Source organism: Microbispora sp. CA-102843 (genome assembly GCF_050936215.1).
In the GTDB taxonomy this organism is placed as follows: domain Bacteria; phylum Actinomycetota; class Actinomycetes; order Streptosporangiales; family Streptosporangiaceae; genus Microbispora.
In genome coordinates, this window is record NZ_JBNJNF010000001.1 from 4,233,582 (window position 1) to 4,255,398 (window position 21,817).

General features: G+C 70.3%; 12 protein-coding genes. 6 read left to right on the forward strand and 6 right to left on the reverse strand.

The features are described from left to right. Positions 1-119: 119 nt before the first annotated feature. From ACQEVJ_RS19585 to ACQEVJ_RS19600, 4 genes are all read right to left on the reverse strand, one after another. Complete coding sequence (locus tag ACQEVJ_RS19585; RefSeq protein ID WP_433102953.1) at positions 120-5,498, reverse strand: amino acid adenylation domain-containing protein; 5,379 nt, start codon at positions 5,496-5,498, stop codon at positions 120-122. Beyond that, the gene (locus ACQEVJ_RS19590) at positions 5,495-10,441 is read right to left on the reverse strand and encodes an amino acid adenylation domain-containing protein (RefSeq protein WP_433102955.1); all 4,947 of its coding nucleotides are present in this window, start codon (positions 10,439-10,441) and stop codon (positions 5,495-5,497) included. The genes ACQEVJ_RS19585 and ACQEVJ_RS19590 overlap by 4 nt, the downstream gene beginning before the upstream one ends. Before the next feature lie 229 nt (positions 10,442-10,670). Then, complete coding sequence (locus ACQEVJ_RS19595; RefSeq protein WP_433102957.1) at positions 10,671-12,230, reverse strand: alpha-L-arabinofuranosidase B; 1,560 nt, start codon at positions 12,228-12,230, stop codon at positions 10,671-10,673. Positions 12,231-12,827: 597 nt separating this feature from the next. After that, complete coding sequence (locus tag ACQEVJ_RS19600; protein ID WP_433102959.1) at positions 12,828-13,364, reverse strand: hypothetical protein; 537 nt, start codon at positions 13,362-13,364, stop codon at positions 12,828-12,830. 217 nt (positions 13,365-13,581) lie between these two features. On the opposite strand from ACQEVJ_RS19600, the gene ACQEVJ_RS19605 reads away from it, so the two are divergent. The 3 genes from ACQEVJ_RS19605 (at position 13,582) to ACQEVJ_RS19615 (ending at position 16,572) form a co-directional block, all read left to right on the forward strand. Then, a complete protein-coding gene (locus tag ACQEVJ_RS19605; RefSeq protein ID WP_433102961.1) occupies positions 13,582-13,980 on the forward strand; it encodes an ACT domain-containing protein in 399 nt (132 codons plus the stop codon). Positions 13,981-14,313: 333 nt separating this feature from the next. Continuing rightward, positions 14,314-15,318, forward strand: coding sequence for a glycoside hydrolase family 11 protein (locus ACQEVJ_RS19610; RefSeq protein ID WP_433102963.1), 1,005 nt, complete (start codon positions 14,314-14,316; stop codon positions 15,316-15,318). 141 nt (positions 15,319-15,459) lie between these two features. Then, positions 15,460-16,572, forward strand: coding sequence for a hypothetical protein (locus ACQEVJ_RS19615; protein WP_433102965.1), 1,113 nt, complete (start codon positions 15,460-15,462; stop codon positions 16,570-16,572). Here the strand turns inward: ACQEVJ_RS19615 and ACQEVJ_RS19620 are convergent. Further along, positions 16,519-17,508: a pyruvate kinase gene (locus ACQEVJ_RS19620; protein WP_433102967.1), complete on the reverse strand. Its 990-nt coding sequence runs from the start codon at positions 17,506-17,508 to the stop codon at positions 16,519-16,521. The two genes, ACQEVJ_RS19615 and ACQEVJ_RS19620, sit on opposite strands and share 54 nt — an antisense overlap. A 152-nt stretch (positions 17,509-17,660) precedes the next feature. Here ACQEVJ_RS19620 and ACQEVJ_RS19625 point away from each other — a divergent pair, with 152 nt between their 5' ends. Both ACQEVJ_RS19625 and ACQEVJ_RS19630 read left to right on the forward strand, forming a co-directional pair. Then, on the forward strand, positions 17,661-18,476 hold the full coding sequence (locus ACQEVJ_RS19625) for a hypothetical protein (protein WP_433102969.1): 816 nt from the start codon (positions 17,661-17,663) through the stop codon (positions 18,474-18,476). A 22-nt stretch (positions 18,477-18,498) separates the two neighbouring features. Further along, on the forward strand, positions 18,499-19,053 hold the full coding sequence (locus ACQEVJ_RS19630; RefSeq protein ID WP_433102971.1) for an NUDIX hydrolase: 555 nt from the start codon (positions 18,499-18,501) through the stop codon (positions 19,051-19,053). Positions 19,054-19,427: 374 nt separating this feature from the next. Here ACQEVJ_RS19630 and ACQEVJ_RS19635 read toward each other — a convergent pair whose 3' ends face one another. Next, complete coding sequence (locus ACQEVJ_RS19635) at positions 19,428-19,934, reverse strand: hypothetical protein (protein ID WP_433102973.1); 507 nt, start codon at positions 19,932-19,934, stop codon at positions 19,428-19,430. A 548-nt stretch (positions 19,935-20,482) separates the two neighbouring features. Here ACQEVJ_RS19635 and ACQEVJ_RS19640 point away from each other — a divergent pair. Beyond that, positions 20,483-21,241, forward strand: coding sequence for a neutral zinc metallopeptidase (locus tag ACQEVJ_RS19640; RefSeq protein WP_433102975.1), 759 nt, complete (start codon positions 20,483-20,485; stop codon positions 21,239-21,241). Positions 21,242-21,817 lie beyond the last annotated feature (576 nt).

The window sequence follows — 21,817 nt, forward strand, 5'->3', positions numbered from 1 at the left end:
TTGGTCCCCCTCGGATGCTGGAGCCCTCGGTTTCCACCGACTTCCAGCCGCCGAAGGTAGGCAGGCGGACTTGTGATCGACTTGTCGCTGAATGGGACCGGTTGCCGCGGTCACGCCGGCTACGCGCGGGCGGCGTCCTCCAGCAGCTTGGCGTCCGCCTCGACCTGGACCGCGTCGAGGTCGTCGGCGATCTCGGCGCCCGCGACCGCGTCGGGCAGCGTGTCCTCCATGCGCCGCAGCGGGCGGAACCAGAGGCCCAGCGCGCCCCAGAGCATCAGCAGCGCCCCGCAGACGGTCAGCAACAGCGCGACGCCGCGCCCCGGCCCCACTCCGACGACGTCGCCGACGACCGTGTCCGCGAGCGCGCCGCCCGGGACGAGCAGCGGGCCGAACACGTCGTCGGCCAGCACCGGCGCGGTGAGGAACGCCAGCGGCGTCATGGACACGGCGAGCATCTGGTTGGTGGCCAGCACCCGGCCCTGGAGCTCCAGCCCGACCTTGAGCTGGATGATGGAGAGCCAGTGCGCGTTCAGCACGCTGAGGAACGCCCACGACATCAGCCCGCCGAAGGCGGCCAACGCGAGCGAGGGCCGCAGGCCGACGAGCAGCACCCCGGCCCCGAACCCGATCACGAAGCCGACCATGCCGATCGCGCGCCGCTCGGTGCCGCCCCAGAACACCATGGTCAGTGAGCCGAGCACCGCGCCCAGGCCCTGCATGGCGGTGACCGTGCCCACGCCCGCGACGTCGCCGAACGACATCACCGCCGGCACGGTCACGGCCTGGGCGAGCATGCCGAGGTAGTTCTCCACGACGAAGAACCCGATCATGATCATCAGTGGCCGCCGCCGTACGAGGAAGCGCCAGCCGCCCGCGATGGCCTGGCCGAAGGACTCCTCAAGACGGCGGAACAGCCTGTCAGGGAAGCGGACCAGCAGCAGCGTGCCGAGCCCGGCGAGGAACGTGACGACGTCCACCGCCACCACGCCGTGCAGCCCGACGACCGTGATGAGCGCGGCGCCGCCCAGCGGGCCGATGAGCATGCCGAGGCCGGTGCCCAGGTTGGCCAGCGCGTTGGCCTGCATGAGATACGGCTTGGGCACCAGTTGCGCGACGGCCGCCAGGTAGGCGGGCCGGTGGAAGGCCGTCACCAGCGACAGCAGCCCCGCGATGATCCCGACCTGCCACACTTCCAGCCGTCCCAGCCAGAGCAGGATCACCAGCGCCGCGGTCGCCACGGCGGACACGCCGTCGCAGGTCAGCATGACCAGCCGCCGGTCCACCCGGTCGGCGACCGCACCGCCCAGCGGCGCCGCCAGCAGCGACGGCAGCAGGGCGAGCATGCTGACGATCGCGTAGTCCAGCACGCGGCCGTTCTCCTGGTAGGCCCACACGCCCAGCGCGAAGGAGGTCAGCGCGGCGCCGAGCAGCGACAAGGTCTGTCCGGCCGCGACGGTGTAGAAGCGGCGCAGGTCCTGCCGGGCGCTTCGCCCGGCGACCTCGACCCGCCCCACCGGGTCGGGCAGGTCGCCGCCGTCCCAGCGGTCCAGACGCTCGTCGATCAGCCGCGCCAGCGTCTCGGCCTGGTGTTTCAGGAAGTAGTGACCGGCTCGGGGGATCGTGGCGAGCTCGACCCGTTCGGCGAACGCCCCCCACTCGCGGTAGCGCTCCCGGTAGAGCTCGGTCGCCCGGTCCCGCTCGCCGATCACGCACAGCAGCGGCGCCCTGAGCCTGCGCTCCTCGTACGCGGGGGAGTCGAGGTGACGGCTGAACCACGCGTGCGCCTCCTCGACGTCGTGCCGCAGGGCGCGCAGCATGAGGCCGGTGTCCCCGAAGTCGTCGTCCACCGCGCCCAGCGTGCGCAGGAAGTCGCGCTGGGCGCGGTCGGAGGACCAGCGGTGGGATGGGAACCTCCGGTTCCACCAGGCCGACAGCCGTCCGGGCAGCCGGGCGTCGGGGAAGCTGCCGCCGATGAAGACACCGGCGACCGGCGTCCCCGCGGCCTCGAGCCGCAGCGCCAGCTCGGTCGTGGCGGCGGAGCCGACGCAGTGCCCGTACAAAGCGATGGGCCCGGACAGGGCGATCGGGCCGGAGATCCCGGCCAGCTCGGCCGTGAGGCGGTCGGTCAGCTCCGGGACCGGCAGCATGGTCTCGCCGGGCCGCGCCGAGTCGTGCCCGGGAAGCTCGACGGCGACCACCGCGGTGCCGGGTGAGAGGCGGGCGAGCTCCTCGGCGAGCGGCCGGAAGGCGGCGGCCGAACCGCCACCGTACGGCAGGCAGACGAGGGTGCGGCTCGCCGTACGCGGACCGGCCAGGCGGTGCAGCAGCCCGGCGGGGGCCTGCGCGCCGCCGTCGAGGTGGGCGGCGAGCTCACGCACCGTGGGCCGGGTGAACAGGTCGATCACCCGGAGGGCCGGGTCGATCTCCCGGACCGCCCGCACCGCTCGGAAGGAGTCGCCGCCCAGCGAGAAGAAGTCGTCGTCGACGCCGAAGTCCGCCACGCCCAGGACGTCCGCCCACACGGCGGCGATCCGCAGCTCGGTCGGCGTGCTCGGCGCCACCCGCTGCGCGGCGGGCGCCGCCTCGGGGACCGGCAGGCGGGCCCGATCGATCTTGCCGAGCGGAGTGAGCGGCAGCTCGTCGAGGACGACGATCGCGGACGGGACCATGTAGTCGGGCAACCGCTCACGCAGCCCGGCCCGCACCGCGGCGAGGTCCACGGTGGCGGGCGCGACCCAGGCGGCCAGCCGCCGGGAATGTCCCTCGCCGACCGGCAGGACCGCGGCCTCCCGGACGCCGGGCTGCTCCTGCAGGGCGGCCTTCACCTCGCCCAGCTCCACCCGGAAGCCCCTGATCTTGACCTGGTCGTCGACCCGGCCGAGGAACTCCACGAGCCCCGCGGAGTTGAGCCGGACCCGGTCGCCGGTGCGGTAGCAGCGTTGCGTTCCGGTCACCGGATCGGGGACGAACCGCTGCGCAGTGAGATCGGGGCGGTTCAGGTAGCCGCGGGCCACGCTGGGGCTCGCCACCCACAGCTCGCCCGGCACCCCGGCGGGCAGCGGGCGGCCGGCGCGGTCCACGATGTGGCAGTCCACCCCGGGCAGCGGGCGGCCGAGCGGCACCGACCCCGCCCCCGTGGGCGTGGCCGGCGCCCGGCCGCCGAGCACCGAGACCGTCGTCTCCGTAGGCCCGCAGTGGATCTGCAACTCCAGGTCGGGGCGGACCGCGCGGATGCGCTCGGCCAGCTCCCACGACGTGGCCTCCCCGGCGAGGATCAGCAGCCGGCGCGGCAGCATCCGGGCCAGGTCGCCGTGGGCGGCCAGCAGCTCCAGATGGCTGGGCACCATCTTGATCACATCGATGGGACGCGCGGCGAGATACGCGGCGTACGCCTCCGGGTCGGTGGAGGTCTCCTGGTCCACGAGATGCACGGCGGCGCCCCGGAAGAGCGCGCCGTACAGGCAGGTCAGTCCCAGGTCTGCGGCGACGGTGGAGACCACGCCGTACGACTCGTGGACGTCGGGCACCAGCTCGGCCAGGCCGTGCAGGTAGTGCAGGGCCGACCGGTGCTCTATCCCGGCGCCCTTGGGCCGCCCGGTGGAGCCGGACGTGAAGATCACGTGGACGAGATGGTCCGGGGTGACGCCGACGTCCGGAGGATCCTCGGGCCCGGCGGCCAGGAGGTCGGGCAGGACCAGCGCGCCGGGGAGCCGGTTCGCGTGCTCGGGGTCGGCCAGCACGACCCGCGCGCCCGCCGTCTCCAGCATGTAACCGAGGCGGTCGTCGGGGTAGAGGGGGTCCATCGGCATGTAGGCCCCGCCCGCGCGCAGCACGCCGAGGAGCGCGGGAACCAGCCAGCGGTGCCGGTCGACCAGGACGCCGACCGGCTCGTCCGGCCGCAATCCTCCCTCCAGACCGGGCGCCGCGATCAGGTGGTTGGCCAGGCGGTTGGCGAGCCGGTCCACCTCGCCGTAGGTGAGCGAGCCCGAGGCGTCGACCACCGCCGTCCTGCCGGGCGCGCGGCGTGCGTGGTCGCCGACGAACGCGTGCAGCGGCCGGGTCAGGTCCATCGGCATCCGCGCGCCCGAGACGACGGGCCCGGTCACCGGCTCCAGCGGCACGGCCGCCGCGGGCGCGTCGAGGTCGGCGAGCATGCCCTCCAGCAGGTGCGGGAACCAACCGGCGACGCGCCGGGCTGTCGCCTCGTCGAAGAGGTCGACGCGGTAGGCGAGCTCGCCCTCGTACGTCTCGCCCATGTTGTCCAGGGCGAGGTTGAGGTCGTACTTGGTGGTGCGCAGGGGAAACTGCACCTGCTCGGCGGTCAGGCCGGGGAAGTCCGGCGACCGCGGGCCGTCCTCCAGCACGTTGAGCAGCACCTGGAAGATCGGCGTGGTGGCGAGGTTGCGCTCGGGGTGCAGGTGCTCCACGATCCGGTCGAAGGGCACGTCACGGTGGGTGAGCGCGTCGAGCATGGCGGCCCTGGTGCGGGCGAGCAGTTCGCGTCCTGTCGGTTCGCCGGACCTGTCTCCCCGCAGGACGAGCGTGTTGACGAAGCAGCCGAGCATGCGCGCGGTGCCGGGATGGAGCCGTCCCGCCTCCGGCACGCCGACGGGCACGTCGTCGGTGCCGCAGACCCGGCCGAGCAGCTCCTGCCAGGCGGACAGCAGCACCATGAACGGCGTGCAGCCGGTCTCGGCGGCGGCTTCCCGCACCCGGGCGGTCAGCGCGGGCGAGAGCCGCACCGGGACGGTGGCGCCCGTCCAGTCCGCGACCGAGGGCCGCGGCCGGTCCACCGGCAGGTCGAGGACAGGTTCGAGCCCGGCCAGCCGTCCGGCCCACCAGGCGAGGTCGCCCTCCGGCTGCCCGGCGAGCCAGGCCGCGTAGTCGCCGTACTGGACCTGCGGCGGCGCGGGCGGATCGGCGAGCCCGAGCCGTGCCGCGTACAGGGCGGCGAGCTCGTCCAGCGCCAGGTTCCGCGACCAGGCGTCGAAGGCGATGTGGTGCACGGTCAGCGACAGCACGTGCTCCCCGGTGGCTGCCAGCCTGAGCAGCAGGGCGCGCGTGGGCGGCTGCGCGTCCAGCGCGAACGGGCGGGCGAGCTCCTCCTGCAGCCGCGCGTCGAGCAGGCCCCCGTGGTCCAGATCCTCGTCGTCGAGGTCCTCGACCGTGATCGGGACCCGTTCGGCGTCGACGGGGACCACGCCGTCGGCGGTGAACAGGCTGCGCAGCACCTCGTGCCGGTCGGCGAGGTCGCGTACGGCGCCCAGCAGCGCAGGGACGTCCAGCGGGCCGCGCAGTCGTACGACGGTCGGCACGTTGTAGGCGGCCACGTCGTCGAGTTGCGAGAGGAACCACAGCCGGGCCTGTGCTGGCGACAGGGGAGCGGGGCCGCCGTCCCTGTTCCTGACGGGAATCGCCGGGACGGCCTGGGCGGCGGCGCGGCGGGCCGCCGCGAGCCGGCCGGCGAGGGCGCTTCTGCGCTCGTCGCTGATGGTCACGACGTCTCCTCAAGGTCGGCCAGCAGCAGGGCCTCGATGCCGGCGGCGTAGCCGGCCAGCGTCCGCCGTTCGAACAGCAGGCGCACCGGCACGCTCAGGCCCAGGGCGTCGCTCAGCCGGGCCGCCACGAGGGCGGCGGTGGCGGAATGACCGCCGAGGGCGAAGAAGTCGTCGTCTATGCCGAGCTCCGCGCGGTCCAGCACGGCGCTCCACACCTCGGACACCAGCAGCTCGGCCTCGGTGCCCGGCGGCACCCGCGGCGCCTCGTCGCCGGGTTCCGGCAGGGCGGTGCGGTCCACCTTGCCGGAGGCCGTGACGGGCAGGGCGTCCAGGAGCACCCAGCGGCGGGGGACCATGTAGTCGGGCAGCCGGGCGCTCAGCCGCCGCTCCAGCTCGCGGACGTCGGTACCCGCCGGCGCGGCGAGGTAGCCGACCAGGTGGTCGCCGCCGTGCACGGTCACGGCCGCGTCGGTGACACTCTCGGGGAGCCCGGTCTTGCCGAGCACGGTCTCGCGGATCACGGTCTCGCGGAGTACGGCCTCGATCTCGCCCAGCTCGATCCGGTGGCCGCGGACCTTCACCTGCCCGTCGCGCCGCCCGAGGAAGTCGAGCGTGCCGTCGGGCCGCCAGCGGGCGAGATCACCGGTGCGGTAACGGCGCCCGAGCGCCGGGCTTTCCGAGGAGTCCTCGGTGGGCGTGTCGAGCGGGTCGTCGGTGAAGGCGGCGGCGGTCAGGTCCGGCCGGCCGCGATAGCCCCTGGCCACCCCCACGCCGCCGATCCACAGCTCGCCGGTCACCCCTGCGGGCAGCATGCGGCCCGCCCGGTCGAGCACGTACGCCCGTTCCCCGGCCAGCGGCCCGCCGATCGGCACCCGGTCGCCGACCGGCGCCGTCACCCGGATCATGGTGGAGTAGATCGTGGTCTCGGTGGGGCCGTAGGCGTTCCACAGCTCGACCCCGCGGTCCAGCAGCTCGCCGGCGAGGGCCGGGTCGAGCACCTCGCCGATGCTGATCACCCGCACGTTCCCGCCGCTCCAGCCGGAGGTGACCAGCATGCGCAGCGTCGTCGGCGTCGCGGTCATCAGCGTGACCCCGGCCTCCTCGATCCGCCGCGCGACGGCCCGCCCGTCGAGCGCCTCGTCGCGGCCGAGCAGTTCCAGCCGCAGCCCCCGGCACAGGCTCACCCACACGTCGAAGCCGAACACGTCGAACGAGAACGGCGTCAGGCCGAGCATCACGTCGTCCGGCGCGACTCCCGGAGTGATCGTCATCGAGGCGACGAACGCCGCGAGATTGGCGTGGGTGATCTCCACGCCCTTGGGCCTGCCGGTGGAGCCGGAGGTGTAGAGGACGTAGGCGAGGTCGCCGGGGTCCACCTCCGCGTCCGGTACGGGCTCCGGCACCGTGGGCAGTGCGGCCAGGTCGACGACGATCCCGCGCAGCTTCCGGGCCACCGCGAGCCCCTCACCCGACGCGACGATCACCTTGGCGCCGGAGTCGTCCACCTGGTGGCGCAGCCGCTGGAGCGGGTGGCCGGGGTCGAGCGGGACGTAGGCGGCGCCCGCGATCAGCACGCCCAGCAGCACGGCGGGCAGGTGACGGTCGCGGGGCAGGCACACCCCCACGCAGGAGCCGGCCGCCTCCGGTCCCAGGGCCGCGGCCACCCGCCGCGCCCGGCTCGCCAGCTCGCCGTAGGTGAGGACGCCGTCGCCGTCGACGACCGCGGGGGCGTGCGGACGCCGTACGGCCTGGTCCAGCACCGCCCGCACGACGGTCCGTGGCGCGTCCGCGGGCAGCGGCGCGCCGGTCCCCGCGGCCAGCAGCGCCGACCGTTCCTCCTCGCCGATCACCTCGAACGCCGACAGCGGCCGGTCGGGGTGCGCCAGCGCGTCCTCGAGCAGGCGGACCAGACGACTGGTCAGGGTCTCGGCCGCGGCCCGGTCCAGGTGCTCCAGGTCGTACTCGACCTGCAGCTCGGGCCCGGCCGCCGTCGCGTTGACGTAGACGATCAGCGGCACCTGGACGCTGCCCGCGTCCAGCTCGCCGATCAGGTCCACACCCACGCCCCCGTGATCCAGGGAGAGGGGCACCTCGGGCGGCTGCATCGACAGCGTGACGGGGGTCGCCACCCAGCCGGGCGGGCGCTCGACGCCCGTCGCCTCGGTCAGCTCCTGCTCGGTCAGCCCCCGATGATCCATCGCGCGGGCGGTCGCGGCCCCCGCGTGCCGTACGGCCGCGCGCAGCGACAGCCCGTCGTCCAGGCGCAGCCGCACCGGGAGCACGTCGACGAGCACGCCGACCACGCCCTCCAGGCCCGGGGCGGCGCGGTCGGCTACGGCGGCGCCGAGGACGACGTCCCGCCGGCCGGTCAGCCCGGCCACCAGCATGCCGAGCACGGTCAGGTGGACGGCGAACGGCGTGGCGCCGCAACCGGCCGCGAGCTCCCCGATCCGCGCGACCGTGTCCGGGTCCAGCCGCCGCACGAGGCGCTCACCGCGCAGACGGCTCGGGCGGTCGTCCCTGCGGGGCAGCAGCTCATACGGCGGCACCGCCCCGGCGAGCTCCTCGGCCCAGAAGGCCCGCAACGCCTCGGCGTCGCGCACGGTCTCCTGCTCGCGCAGCGCGACGTCGCCGATCTGCAGCGGCGGCTCCGGCAGGAGGACGTCGCCGCCGTGGGCGAGCCCGTCGAGGAGCTCCCGCATCACGACCCCCAGCGACGCGCCGTCGAACGCGGTGTGGTCGGTGAGCAGCACCAATTCCGCGCTGTCCGGCCCGGACCACAGCAGGGTGGCCCGCAGCAGCGGCGTGTCCCGGGAGAGGTCGAAGTCGTGGGCGACCGCGGCCCGCCGCAACTCGTCGGCCTCCGCGGGGGAGGCCGGGCGGTGCTCGTCCAGCGGCACCGGCGCCGGGGGCCCGACCTCGATGGCGACGCCGTCCACGACGACGGAGCGGAGAGCCTCGTGGCGTCGCACGATCGCGTCCAGGGCGGCCCGCAGCGGCTCCGCCGAGGTGATGCCGCGCAGCCCGAGCCGGAAGGCGATCGCGGTGGCGTGCGGGTTCTGGCTGACCTCGCGCAGCAGGAGCTTGCCGCGCTGGGAGGCGGGCAGCGAATAGCGGGTCCGGCCGGCGTGGCGGACCAGCGGCGTCACCGTGCCCGGCGTGGCGGACCGCGCGGCCTCGGCGACGTATGCCGCCAGTTCGGCGACCGTGGGACGGGCCAGGAACGTCGTCAGCGCGACGCGGACGCCCAGCGCGTGCTCGATCCCGGCGCAGATCCTGGCGGCGGCCAGAGAGTGCCCGCCCAGGTCGAGGAAGTGGTCGTGCACGCCGACCCGTTCGACGCCGAGCGTCTCGGCGGTGATGGCGGCGATCCGCCGCTCGACGTCGTCCCGTGGCGCGACGTGGCCCTGCCGCTCGATGCCGTCCCGCTGCCGCTCGATGCCGTTCCGCTGCCGCTCGATGTCGTCCCGCGACGAGGAGAAGGCGACCTCGGGCAGGCGGGAGCGGTCGGCCTTGCCCGTCGGGCCGATCGGGATGGCGTCGAGGAACACGATCCTGGCGGGGACCATGTAGTCGGGCAGCCACTCGCGCAGCCAGGACCGCAACCGCCCGTCGTCGAGGCCGGAGCCGGCCGGTTCGACGTACGCGACGAGCCTGCGGGTGCCCTCCTCGTCGGCGGGGGCGAGCACGACGGCCTGGTTCACCAGCGGGTGGCGTTCCAGCCTGCCCCGCACCTCGCCGAGCTCGACGCGGAAGCCCGCGACCTTCACCTGGTCGTCGATCCGCCCCTCGTAGAAGTAGACGCCGCCCTCCCTGCGGACCAGGTCGCCGGTGCGGTAGTGGCGCACGCCCCCGGCGTCGGTCACGAACCGTTCGGCGGTCAGCTCGGGCCGGTTCAGGTAGCCCCGGCCGACCAGCGGCCCCGCCACCCACAGCTCGCCGAGTTCGCCGTCGCCGAGCGCCTCGCCGCTCGTGCCCCGCACCGACAGCTCCGACCAGGCGTACGGCGTGCCGATCGGCGGCTCGCCCGTCTCGTCCCTGGCGATCTCGTGGGCGCAGCAGTGCACGGTGCACTCGGTCGGGCCGTACAGGTTCACCATCCGCCGCACGCCCGGGTTGGCGAAGACCCGGTCGGCCAGCGCCCGGCTCACCGGCTCGCCGCTGGACAGCACCGTGCGCACGTTCGGCGGCAGCGGTTCACGCAGCAGCGCGGTCAGCGCCGAGGCCGCGGCGCTGATCATGGTGACCTCGTCCCTGGCGGGCAGGGTGTGCAGCGCGAGAGGGTTGTCCGCCATGATCACCGTGCCGCCCAGCAGCAGCGGAAGGTAGAGCTGGGGGACCGACGGATCGAAGCAGACCGACGTGGAGGCCAGAAATCCGGACAGTTCCTCGGCGGTGAAGTAGCCGGCGTCCCAGCGGAGCAATGTCATCACGTTGCGGTGCTCGATCGCTACGCCTTTGGGGCGGCCGGTCGAGCCGGAGGTGTAGATGACGTAGGCCAGGTCGGCCGGGTCGCTCGGAAGGTCCGGATCCCAGTCCGGGCGGTCGCCGAGTTCGTCCAGCAGGACGAGTTCGCGGCACGGCAGCCGCCCGGCCGGCTCGGCGGAGGTCACCGTGTGCGTCACCCCGGCGTCCTCGATCATGAATTCCAGCCGGTCGGCGGGATAGGCCGGGTCAAGCGGCACGTAGGCGGCGCCGGTCTTCCACACCCCCAGCAGCGCCGCGATCAGCCTCTCGTCGCGGTGCAGGCACACGCCGACGGCTGAGCCTTGCCCCACTCCGCGGGAGACGAGCTCGTGGGCTATCCGGTTGGCCTGGGCGTTGAGGTCGGCGTAGGTCGTCCGGGTGGTCCCGGAGACGATCGCCGTGCCTTGCGGGGTCCGTCGCGCCTGCCGTTCGAAGGCCTTGTGGGCCGGTTCGACCGATGCAAGGTTGCCAGCCACCTGCGATCTCCTCTTGTTGGAAGGGAAGGTGGTGCATGGATCGCACGCGGGCATCGTCACAAAAGGCGCCACGGAAGAGTTAGACCGAAGATCGTTCTGTTATCTCAGTGATATCAAGCCGAATTGGACGTGTGATGGTCCGAAAATCTGACCCTTTCCCGTAATCGCGTCGATCAAGACGGAAGCCGCCCCCGGGGGGCCGGGGGCGGCTTCGCTCATGGTGGAGGGCTTATGCCCAGGGCTGGGAGACGACCCAGCTCACGTCGTCGTTCCATGCGGTGGCGCTGTCGAAGGCGTTCGAGCCGCCGTTGCTCGCGATGTAGACGGTGTTGTTGTAGTGACGCAGGAACCGCGTCGGGAAGTTGTAGGAGGCGAACGACGTGCCCTGGCCGTTCTTCCCCGTCTGCGGGCAGAAGGTGGCGTCCGCGGCGAACAGCGAGCTGCCGTCGTCACGCTGCCGGTGGAGCTGGTAGTTCTGGTGGCGCAGGTAGTCGCCGGGGTAGTTGCTCGACTCGAACGACACGCACGAGCTGCTGGCCAGGCCGCTGCGCACGACCCAGGTGGCGTCGTTCTTATCCAGTGTGGAGCTGGACGAGGTGATCACCGACGTGACGGCGTTGTCGTTCTGGTGCCGGATGTAGCGGTCGGTGTAGCCGGACGTCGTCGCGCGCAGCGAGATCGCCGAGCCGGGGGTGAGCGTGCCGTTCTGGACGCCGCCCGACGTCGTGGCGTATCCGGCGGCGACGATGTTGGCCTGTACGGCGTTCTCGGTGGCGTCGGACGGGTAGCCGGAGGTCATCACGCCCTCGTAGAAGGTGCCCCTGGCGCCGACGCTGTTGTCGCCGCCGATGCCGAGGATGATGGCCCCTTCCTTCTTCATCGGGTTGTAGCCCGAGACGTTGGGACGCGCGCCGTTGTAGAAGGTCGACAGGCTGCCGGACTGGGCGTTGCCGCCCCGGATGGCCCAGTGGTTGGGCTCACCCTTGATGATGGCGGTCAGGAACCGGTGGCTGATGCTCGGGTCGCCGGCGTTGTAGTGCTGGTTCACGCCGGAGAACAGGCCGTTCTCCAGGTCGGCCATGATCCAGGGGCCGTTGCCCGCGCCGTAGCCCCAGACCTTGATGTTGCCGAAGTAGATGGCCTCCATCGTCCCGTTGCCGTTGTCGCGGCTGTTGGTCTCGGCGTTGCCGTAGTCGAAGCAGCAGCCGCCGTTGTAGTGCGTCCCGTCGAAGATGGCGTACATGCCTTCCGGCTGGTCGCCCTTGGCCACGCCGTTGGTGGCGTTGTTGCGGTAGCCGGTGCCGGGAGCCACGTAGACGCCGTAGGCCTTGTGGCCGCCGACCGTGACCGGCGCCGCGGTCGCGACCGCGAGGTTGTCGTAGCCGCCCGCGGCCGGGCCGGAGAACCCGCCGGGAGGCGCCTGGGTGAGCCGGTTGTTCCGGCCGGACTGGTCGTAGATGATCGTGATCACGCAGGTCGTGCCGTTGCAGAACGAGTCCTGGGTGGCGGCGTTGGCGGCCCCGCCCGCGCTCAGCACGCCGATGTCGCGGGTGGTGTTGTCCGACGAGCGGCGCACCTGGTAGAGCGCGCCGTTGTAGTTCCCGTAAAGAGCGCGGGTCGTGCTGTGCGCCGCGACGCACGGCGTGCCGCCCGCGGCGTAGATGTCACACGGCCCCTGCGTGGCGGCCTCCGACGGTGCGGAGAGGCCGGCCAGCAGCCCCGCGGCGAGCGCGATCGCCGCGCCCGCCGACAGCGCCGCCCTCTTCAGATGCCCTAATCGGGGAATCATGATGGCTTTCATGCCTTCCTGGTGGGGGGTGTCTCTGATCGGTGTTTTGTTAGCGCTAACAATTGCAGCTGCGAGCCGCCGCCGTCTCACAGTCATGCACGGGGATCGGTGCGCTCAGTTTTGGCGTCTGACCCATCTCCGTCAAGGCCCGAATTCACGGAGGGGACGCCCGCGTACGTCCTCAGGGTCTGGTCCGGGGTTGACTTGCCGGACGAGCGACTGCGGCCCGTCCAGGTGATCAGCGCTGCGTTACTGCTGGTCATGAGATGTTTCCCGATGCTCGCCCCGCCGCCGCGACATCCGGTTCCGGCCGCTCGCATGAGCGTGGAACGGGAAGTCGTGAAAGTTTCACAACCGACGCCCGCGCGCTGCGGCGCGACCTTTTTCCGGCCTTGACGGGGCGTGCCGGAAGGCCCACAGTGACGGCAGACGCCCGCCGTACCCGCCGCCCGCGGGCGTCTCTTTCATCGTCTCCGACCCGAATCGCGGATCGGAATTGTTACGGATAACATTCGCCGCCGGGTGCGGCGTATGGAACAGGGAGAACGGCACCCGTCGTTATTCGCGGCGCTCGTTCTCGTCCCGTCCGCCGCCGGATCACGGTTGCCCGGTCTCGCCGGGGCCGCCCACCGTGGCGAGCCAGCGGCGGGCCTCGCCTGCCGTGCGCAGCCGTACGACGGTGACGTGCGGATGCCGGGCGATGCGCTCCAGTGTGGTCGTCCGCTTCCGCTCGTGCTGTGACCATGCCCAGCGGATGGGGTGCCCGGGGTCGATCCAGTCCCGCACGCTCTCCCTGTTGCCGTTCCACAACTCCTTCCTCGACGCGGCGCGGGCGAGTGAGCGGCGTACGACCCGGTGCATCACGGTGCGGCGCGGGAGGTCGAGCCAGACGACGGTGTCGGCCCGTTCCCACAGCAGGTCGTGCAGGACGGAGTGGTACTGGTCCTCCGTCACCCAGCGAGGCTCGGACGAGAAGCCGTCGACGTCGGACTCGAACTCCGGCCGTTTCGTCCAGCCCGGCCCGTGGTGCAACGCGTCGAGTTCGTGACGGGGGAGCCCGAGCAGCCGCTCCAGGGCCATGGCCATCGTCGTCTTCCCGGCCCCGGAGATCCCCGCGATCAGCACTCTGTCCACGGGGACATTCCACCAGCGATTTTCCAGGCGTCAGCGAAGGGACGTCTATCCGACGAGGTGAGCTCGCGGTGATCGCCGGCGAGCGATCCCGCCACGGGTCCTGACCGCCGCCCGCCGTCGAGCCCGGCCGGCTCGCCTTCGTGATCGACGTCGATGGTGACGAAGAACGCCGCGGTCCTCCGCGGCCGGTCCTGCGGGTCGCTTGTACGGTGCTGTCGTGACCGGCGAGACCGACCTGCGCGTATTGCTGAGCGCCATGCGCCCGCGGCTCAATCCGGGCCGCTACGTGTTCACCACCGTCGACGGCGAGATCCCGCCCGGCGTCGGTCCCGTCGTCACGGTCGCCGAGGAGGAGGGCCTGACGCTGGTGCTGCCACAGCAGGAGGCCGACGCCGCGGGGCTGGCGTACGAGTACGTCGCGGGCTGGATCACGCTGCGCGTCCACTCGGCGCTTGAGGCGGTCGGCCTGACCGCCGCCGTCGCGCGGAAGCTCGCCGCCGCCGGCCTGAGCTGCAACGTCGTCGCGGGTTTCCACCACGACCATCTCTTCGTGCCGTATGCACGTGCCGCCGAGGCGGTGGCCCTGCTGGAGGACCTCGCCCGACGCTCCGCCTGACACCGGACGCTGTGGTGTGGCACGGGCCAAGGGATATCTGAAACTTTCAAGGACTTCGACCTGCGTTCTGAGCATGTCACCGAAACCCACACTGGCCGTATAGAGGCCGCTGGCCAGGGATATCGCAAATCTCCCCCATCATAAGATTTCCGCGGCATTACGGGAATCGTTGACAACTGTATGAATACGGTCCGATACTTTCGCCAATGCTCCGATAGTTTTCGGAGGCGTACGGGACTGACGCGCGGTGGCCGCGACCCGCCCACTGACGGGCCCCGCCGAGTCGTCGTACGCCGCCTGGCCCCCGTCAGCCTTCACGAGGAGGAAGCGCGCATGATCGACGCCCCCGCTCACTGGAAAGGCCGCAGACGCGGCCGCGTCAGACTGCTCGTCGTCCGGGCCTGCGCCGTGGCGCTGGCCGCGGCCGTGGCGATGCTGCCCGGCGTCGCCAACGCGGCCGTCACGACGAATCAGACGGGCACCAACAACGGCTACTTCTTCTCGTTCTGGACCGACAGCCAGGGCACGGTCTCCATGGACCTGGGGTCCGGCGGCAACTACAGCACCTCATGGCGCAACACCGGCAATTTCGTCGCCGGTAAGGGCTGGAGCACCGGCGCACGGAGGGCGGTGACCTACTCGGGCAGCTTCAATCCGTCCGGCAACGCCTACCTGTCCCTGTACGGATGGACGAGAAACCCGCTCGTGGAGTACTACATCGTCGACAACTGGGGCACCTACCGGCCCACGGGCACGTACAAGGGCACCGTCACCACCGACGGCGGCACCTACGACATCTACGAGACGACCCGATACAACGCCCCCTCGATCGACGGCAACAAGACGTTCAACCAGTACTGGAGCGTCCGGCAGCAGAAGAGGACGGGCGGAACCATCACCACCGGCAACCACTTCGACGCGTGGGCCCGTTATGGCATGAACCTGGGCAGCCACGACTACCAGATCCTGGCGACCGAGGGATATCAGAGCAGCGGAAGCTCCAACATCACGGTGGGCGGCTCCACCTCCGGTGGCGGCGGCTCCACGCCGCCGCCGACCGGCGGCGGTGGCGGTAGCTGCACCGCGACGCTGTCCGCCGGCCAGCAGTGGAGCGACCGGTACAACCTCAACGTCTCGGTCAGCGGCTCGAACAACTGGACCGTGACGATGAACGTGCCGTCCCCTGCGAAGATCATCGCCACCTGGAACATCAGCGCCAGTTACCCGAGTTCTCAGGTGCTGAGCGCCAAGCCCAACGGCAACGGCAACAACTGGGGTGTAACGATCCAGCACAACGGCAACTGGACCTGGCCCACAGTCTCCTGTAGCGCCAGCTGACCCCCTGGTGGCGCGGCGGCTCCACGGCCCGCCGCGCCACTCCGCTGCCGGCGGTGAACCATCTCCGTCGCTCGAACCACGCCCTTGACCGACGGTGAATTCTATGGTCGGCTGATCTCCGGATCCCAAGGGACGGTCACGATGAAACCCGCTGTCCGAGTGCCCCTTGGCGCCGGTCGTCGTTCGGAACTGGCACCGTACGCGCTGACGGCGATGCTTCCCCTGGGGGAGAAGAACCTCGAGGTGAGGATCTGGATCGAGGATCCCGCGCTCGCCGACTGCATGCGTGCTCGAATGCTGGCACATGCCGCCGTCGCGAGCCTGTCCGTTGCCGCCACGGTCTCGGTCGTGCTGCTGAGCGGCTCTCCGGAGAGATACGGCCTGGCCGGCGAAGACGGGGCCCGCCGTGCTCTCAACACCCGTGCCCACGAGGTCATCGCCTTCAGCTGCACGGCCATGATCGAAGCTGATCTCGCCATGCGGTCGGCGATGGCGATCTCCCTGCCGGGCCGGTTCGAGGGCATGCACGGAGCCCTGCTCCGGCTACGGCGCAGAGACGTGGCCGAGGCCCCGAGCCGCACCCGGACCGTGGCGCTCCTCGGTGCGTCGGGCACCGGGAAATCCCACATCATCGCGCGCTTCCTCGCGGACCCGGAGTACGAGGTGACCGTCCTCGCGGAGGACTGGTTCGTGGCCTGTGCCGACACCGGCAGGGCGTACTTCTTTCCGGAGCGACGCGTACTGCTCAAGCACGAGACCGCGGCCCTGTACTGCGGACCCGGGCCGGCGCCGGGACCTTCGTATCCCGACCCGGCCGACGGTGCCCGGGCTCTCTACGACGCCGATCGTCTGTTCGCCTCCGCCTCCGATGACGGCGGAGAAGTTGTGATCGACACGCTCGTGGTCCTGCGAGGGGAGAGCCCGGCGGCCCCCCATGTCCGGCGGTTGACGCCGGAGGACGCCCAGTGGATTCGCGCCGGTGAATACTCGCCGTATTACCAGTCGAACGAACAACTGCTCGACGGCAGCAGCGAGGTCTTCACCCCGGCGCAAGCAGACCGGCGGCTGGCGAATCTCCTGCGCCTGGCCGGACGGACATCGGCCTTCGTGTTCGCCGGAAGCCGCGCCCTTGACGGTCATGCGGCCCTTCGCGCGCTTCTTGCTTCCGGGTCGGAGCCCGAACCTCACCGCTCATGCGGGTCACCCGCACAGGTCTCGCAGGACGCGGACGGCGCGCAGGGGGTCGAGTACTGAGATCGAGCCGGCCACCAAGAGCCCGTCCACTTTCAGACCCAGAAGTCGTCGTACGTCGGCGATGTCCGCCGCGGACGGCGTGGACCGGCCGGGCAGGCTCTCCAGGATCCCCGACCCGACGACGACGGGCCGCCGGACACGCCGGCAAACCTCCACGGTGTTCCGTACCACGTCCCATACAGCGGAGGCGTCGAGCTCCACACCGAGGTCGTGTCTGCCGATGAGCACGCCGTCCGCGGCTTCGGCTATGCGCTCCGCCTCGGCGTAGCCGCGCGCGGACTCGATCTTGGCGAACGCCGTGACGCCGATCGCGCTCTCGCGTATGCGGGTTATCTGGGACACCTGCTCGCAGAAGGACACGACGACAGCGTCAGCGAGCTCTGGGGCGAGGCGAGCGGCGAGCTTGAGTTCCGGCGCGGTCGGGCAGGAGACGCTCGGTGCCGCGCCCCGCCGTCCGACGCTTCTGGCCGATAGCGTCACAGGCGAGGACGCCACGCATCGCATCGTCACCTCCGTTTCGCCCACAGCGCTGACGATGAACGCGTAGGCCCCGTCGGCGACGACGATCTCGTCCCCGACGGCCACGTCGTCGAGCAGCCGGCGGCCCCGGTCGATCTCCATGACCGTCGATCCCGGCTTCCTTCGCGGCGCCTCCTCGGCGCCGTCGGCCAGGACGACCTCATCACCGGCGACAAGGTGGCGGGCGCCCGTGAGCCGCCTGACCAGAGGCTTGTCGCCCGGAAGGTCGAGCAGCACTCTGAGGCCCCCGTCTCTCGCGGCACGAAACCAGGGGGTGAGTTCGCCGCGATCGAGGAGCGGGAGGATTACCCCCTTTGCGATGACCCGGACGCCTGTGCATCCCGCTTCCATCAGATCGGCGGGAGCCGGCCAGGTCTCCGTTCGATTCGACAGGGTCACAAATATGTCGGTTTCCATGCTGACCCCTTCGGCGAGAGTACCGTTGACGCCGAGTAGAAATTGGATGGCAATTACGGGCCGTCCGGAACGCATATATCGACATGCTTGCCGCGTCAGGGTGCGGCACCTATGGTAAGCCCGGGGCCGCGCGCTACATACTGGAGATCGCCATGAGAACGATCCACTGGCGCGATTGGCTTGAGGCGGTTGCCGCGCTTCTCACCGTCGCCGGCCTGATTCTGCCGGTCGCGATATTAGCCGGCGTATCCGCGGGCCTGTGGGACTCGAAGGACCCTCTGCAGGACATCCGGCATGTCCTGGAGTTGGTCAGCGGGGCGGTCTCCGGGTTCATGCTCGCGGCGGGAATAGCGCTGTTCACCCTGCGGCGGCAAAGTGTGGCGAATGGGAAAAGAACGGCAGAGGTCGAAAAATCAATACAGACGCTTCAATCGATGATCTTTCCGGAGGTCGACGGCGTGCTGAAACGCCGCGAGGTGATGCCGGGATGGCCGCTGACCTTACGCGGCGGCCGGCGGTTGTCGCTCAGCGGCATGTCGCTGCGTGCCTTCTCCCTGGAGAACCTGGGGGACCTCGAACGCATCCTCGAAGCGGGCGGTAGCTGCAGAGTCTTGTTGATCGAACCGGGCTCGAAGTCCAGTGCGGTCGCGGCGCTGAACTTTCTGAACCACTCCGATCCGTCCGAGTATGATCGCGATGTTCGTCAGAGCCTCGACAGGTTCACCTCCCTTCGCAATCGTTACCCGACTCAGATGCAAATTCGGTTGCTCGATCATGTTCCGGCCATGAGCCTTGCCGTGGTCGATCAGGGCCTTCCCGAAGCGCGCACTTTCGTGGAGTTCTACACATACGAAAGCTCTTCGAATGCTCGACCTCACCTGGAGCTCAGGCCGGCTACCTCCCCGGTATGGTATGGGTACTTCACCAACCAGTTCGAAAAGATGTGGCAACGGGCCACGAACTACTGACGCGACGTAATGGATGGTGGCCATGCGAGTGGACCGGATGCCTGCAGCGCAACGCGAATCTCTCCAGGTCGCTTACCACGGAAAGGTCTTCGACATAGCGACCCAGGCCACGCGGGACCCCGGCGGACAGCCTGTGCTCGCAGAATTCGCGGCCTGCGACGACGTGGTCAGGGTCTATCCGATCGACGATGAGAACGTGTGGCTCATCAGGGAGAAACGCCTCGGCTTGGGCAGTGAGCTTGTTCTGCGAACCGTGGCCGGCGGTATCGAGGAGGGTGAGGATCCTCTTGTCGCCGCTCAGCGCGAGCTGCTTGAGGAACTGGGCATTGTGGCCGACTCTTTCGAGGTCTTCCACGAGTCGACACCGATGCTGAAGGCGTTGCACACCGTCTATCACGTCGTGGCTCGGGGCCCGAGGACGTCGGCCGACGCCTCGCGCTACAGCGATCCCGCCGAATACATCGAGCCTGCGATCTTCCCCCTCGACCACGTCGAGCATCTCGTGTGGGACGGCTCGATCCGGGAAGACATCATCGCGTTCGGGCTGCTCAGGCTGCTTCGCTCCCTCCACCGATAAGAAGCCCGCAAGGCCGGCGAATCGGCTCGGCGCCGTTTCGGATGCCGAGGAGCGGCCTGCCATGTACGACCACCTGCTGCTACAGGGGGCGATGGTCGCCGCATCGCCGGCATCGACACGCTTCGATCCGGGGACCTCGGCGGCCGTATCGTCCGTTCGACGGCATGATCGCGATAGGCCCCCGAGGAGGTCTACCGTGTCGCGCTGCGGACCCGGCCGATGGAGACCTTCGCCGCCGTCGCGCCGGACCGTGCCTGCTCCGTAGAGGTGCCACACCTGAACGACGAAGCCGAACGGTAAAGCACTGCCGTACCTCTGAGAAGGTGGACGGGCTCAAGCCAGCGGGCGCCGCCACTCGCGCTTAGCCGCGTCGCTCAGGGCCGCCAGCCGTCCTGGTAGTCCGTGTGCCAGTTGTACGCGGAAGCCTCCAGCTTCAGCAGGTGCTCCGCCTGGGCATGTTCTTCGAGCGCCAGGTAGAGCTCGTCCACGAGCACGGATTCCAGGAAATCCACGCGGTCCCGCTTCGCGGCCAGGTCCCGCTCCGCCTTGTGCCGGTCGGGCCCCCCGGCGTCCGCGGCCTTGTGCGCCTGGTCCAGATCCTCGGCGATGCGGGCACGCAGGAACGCGATCAACCCCTCGGACATGACTCCCGTTTGGTGCGCGCGGGTCCTGCGTGCGTCGGCCATGATCTCGCGGTAGCGAGCGGCGAGGGCGGGCTCGTCCGTGCTCGTGTGTTCCAGCCGAGGGAATCGCCGCTGAGGCGGTCCTTCATCGTTTGACCCTTCCTCGCCGGCGGCCAGGGCGTCCCCGAGGAGTTCTGCTGCGACCAGGGGTCGGTTGCGGACCAACTCCAGGAGCGTTCCGCGATCGATCGTCGTCATGGCCAGGAGGTTACATGGAGTAATCGCATGGACGCCAAAGGTGGCCGACGTGGCCTGAGGTGGTTTCCTTCCCTCCGGTGGAAGCTCTCTTCAACCAAGTGGTTCTTGACGTGCCCGCCCGGTTCCGGGACAGCGTGAGGGTGAACACCGCTCCTCCGCCCGGCGCGTTGGCGGCGCTGAGGGTGCCGCCGTGGAGCAGTGCGTTGCCGATGAGGTGGCGAGGACGACGTCGACGCGTCGCGGGTCGAGGCGGGCGCGTAGCCTCGGTGCCGGCGATGGAGTCGCCCATCCAGTAACCACCGCATAGCGCCCATAGTCCGCGCAGTCATCGATCGGTCGCACAACCACCGGGGAACGGTCACGTACGCCGGCACCGAAGGCGCGGTGGTCGGTGCCCAGCCCTGACCGGCGTCGCCGAACTCGGAGGGAATTGCGAATTGTGTGAGGGTGAACGGTCTTCGCAATCTCCGCCGCTCGTATCTCGACTCGGACAAATTGCTGCGGACTGTACTGCTCCTGGCTTCACGGTGCCTATAGTCTCGTCGCCCATGAAACCGATCATGATCACGCTTGCGACCGCGACGGCGGTGGCGCTCGTCCCGGCCGCCTCCGCCGCCGCCCGCCCAGTGAAGGACAAGGCTCTCACAGAGAACGCCCTGTACGAGGCCGGAGCGCTGCCCACCACCGCGTGCCCGGAAAAGCCCATCAAGAAGCTCGACCCGAAATCGGCGAGAAGCTACCTCAACGGCGTCCTCGCCTGCCTCAACCGGACCTGGGCCAGGGAATTGAAGGCGGCGGGACTGAAGTGGTCGAAGCCCAAGGTCGTGTACGCCACCAAGGCGCCGGTGAGATTCTGCGGTGCGAAGTGGAAGGACTGGGGCAGCTTCTACTGTGAAGCCTCCCGCACCATGGAGATCGTCCTGGACAAGGACCTCCTGGAGGAGCCCGACGACCTGTTCCTGTTCAACCTGATGGCGGAGCTTTACGGCGAGCACGTGCAGAGCCTCGTGGGCATCACCCGCGCCTGGGAGAAACAGCCCTACCAGAACAAGGGGGAGCTCGCCGAGCAGAACCGGCGATACAACCTGCAGAACTCCTGCTTCAGCGGCGCCTTCATCGCGAGCGTCTGGAAGTCCCTGCACCGTGGCCGCGAGGACTGGGACGACCTGCTTTTCTACATACGCGACTGGGCGGGCAAGAACACCGGGAGCAGGAAGTCGATCACCTACTGGGCCGGTCAGGGCTTCGCGACCGGCGACCCCGGCGCCTGCAACACCTGGACCGCGCCGTCCGCCAAGGTGGCCTGACACCCTGGATATGGCCCGGTTGACGGCCCGTATGTGATCAACGGTATCCCCCCGACCGACAAAGGACCCAAGCGGGGAACATGGGGCGTGTCCACGAGGCATGGAAGGCCTGCCTCAAGGCGGCCACCGAAGTCAGCGCCGATGGCGACCCCCGACCCGAGGCCGCCGCCCCCTACCACCGGCTTACCACCGTTCGCCGCCCCGCCTGAAGCATCCGTGTCGTGGACCGAGCGGGCTACGCCGGGCCGGTCGCTGGATCGAGAGTTCCATCGACGGCAGAGGCGGGTTCCTCTGGGCGGAGCCGGCCTCTGCGGTCTTCATGCGGTCGGCCTTGGGTTCACGACCAGGTGACTCCGCTCTCGGTGCAGTCGTCCGGCCAGATAGGGATGTCCTCGCACAGGTGCCAGATGTTCCAGGGGTTGGAGGAACTGGCGGCGCCGAGCGTGCCTCCCCCGCAGCCTCCGCCGTAGCTGCCGGAGTCGTATTGACAATTCTTGTCGGGCTTCGCCGTTAAGATTCGCGACGTGGGGCGTGCCTGCTGAAAGGCGCTTCGTAGGCCGCGAGGAGGTGCAGTAC

Excerpts from the sequence above, each read along its gene's own strand:
- ACQEVJ_RS19610 (WP_433102963.1), top strand. The coding sequence starts at position 14,314 with ATGATCGACGCCCCCGCTCACTGGAAAGGCCGCAGACGCGGCCGCGTC.
- ACQEVJ_RS19625 (WP_433102969.1), top strand. The coding sequence starts at position 17,661 with ATGAGAACGATCCACTGGCGCGATTGGCTTGAGGCGGTTGCCGCGCTT.
- ACQEVJ_RS19640 (WP_433102975.1), top strand. The coding sequence starts at position 20,483 with ATGAAACCGATCATGATCACGCTTGCGACCGCGACGGCGGTGGCGCTC.
- ACQEVJ_RS19620 (WP_433102967.1), bottom strand. The coding sequence starts at position 17,508 with ATGGAAACCGACATATTTGTGACCCTGTCGAATCGAACGGAGACCTGG.
- ACQEVJ_RS19635 (WP_433102973.1), bottom strand. The coding sequence starts at position 19,934 with ATGACGACGATCGATCGCGGAACGCTCCTGGAGTTGGTCCGCAACCGA.
- ACQEVJ_RS19615 (WP_433102965.1), top strand. The coding sequence starts at position 15,460 with ATGAAACCCGCTGTCCGAGTGCCCCTTGGCGCCGGTCGTCGTTCGGAA.
- ACQEVJ_RS19630 (WP_433102971.1), top strand. The coding sequence starts at position 18,499 with ATGCGAGTGGACCGGATGCCTGCAGCGCAACGCGAATCTCTCCAGGTC.
- ACQEVJ_RS19595 (WP_433102957.1), bottom strand. The coding sequence starts at position 12,230 with ATGATTCCCCGATTAGGGCATCTGAAGAGGGCGGCGCTGTCGGCGGGC.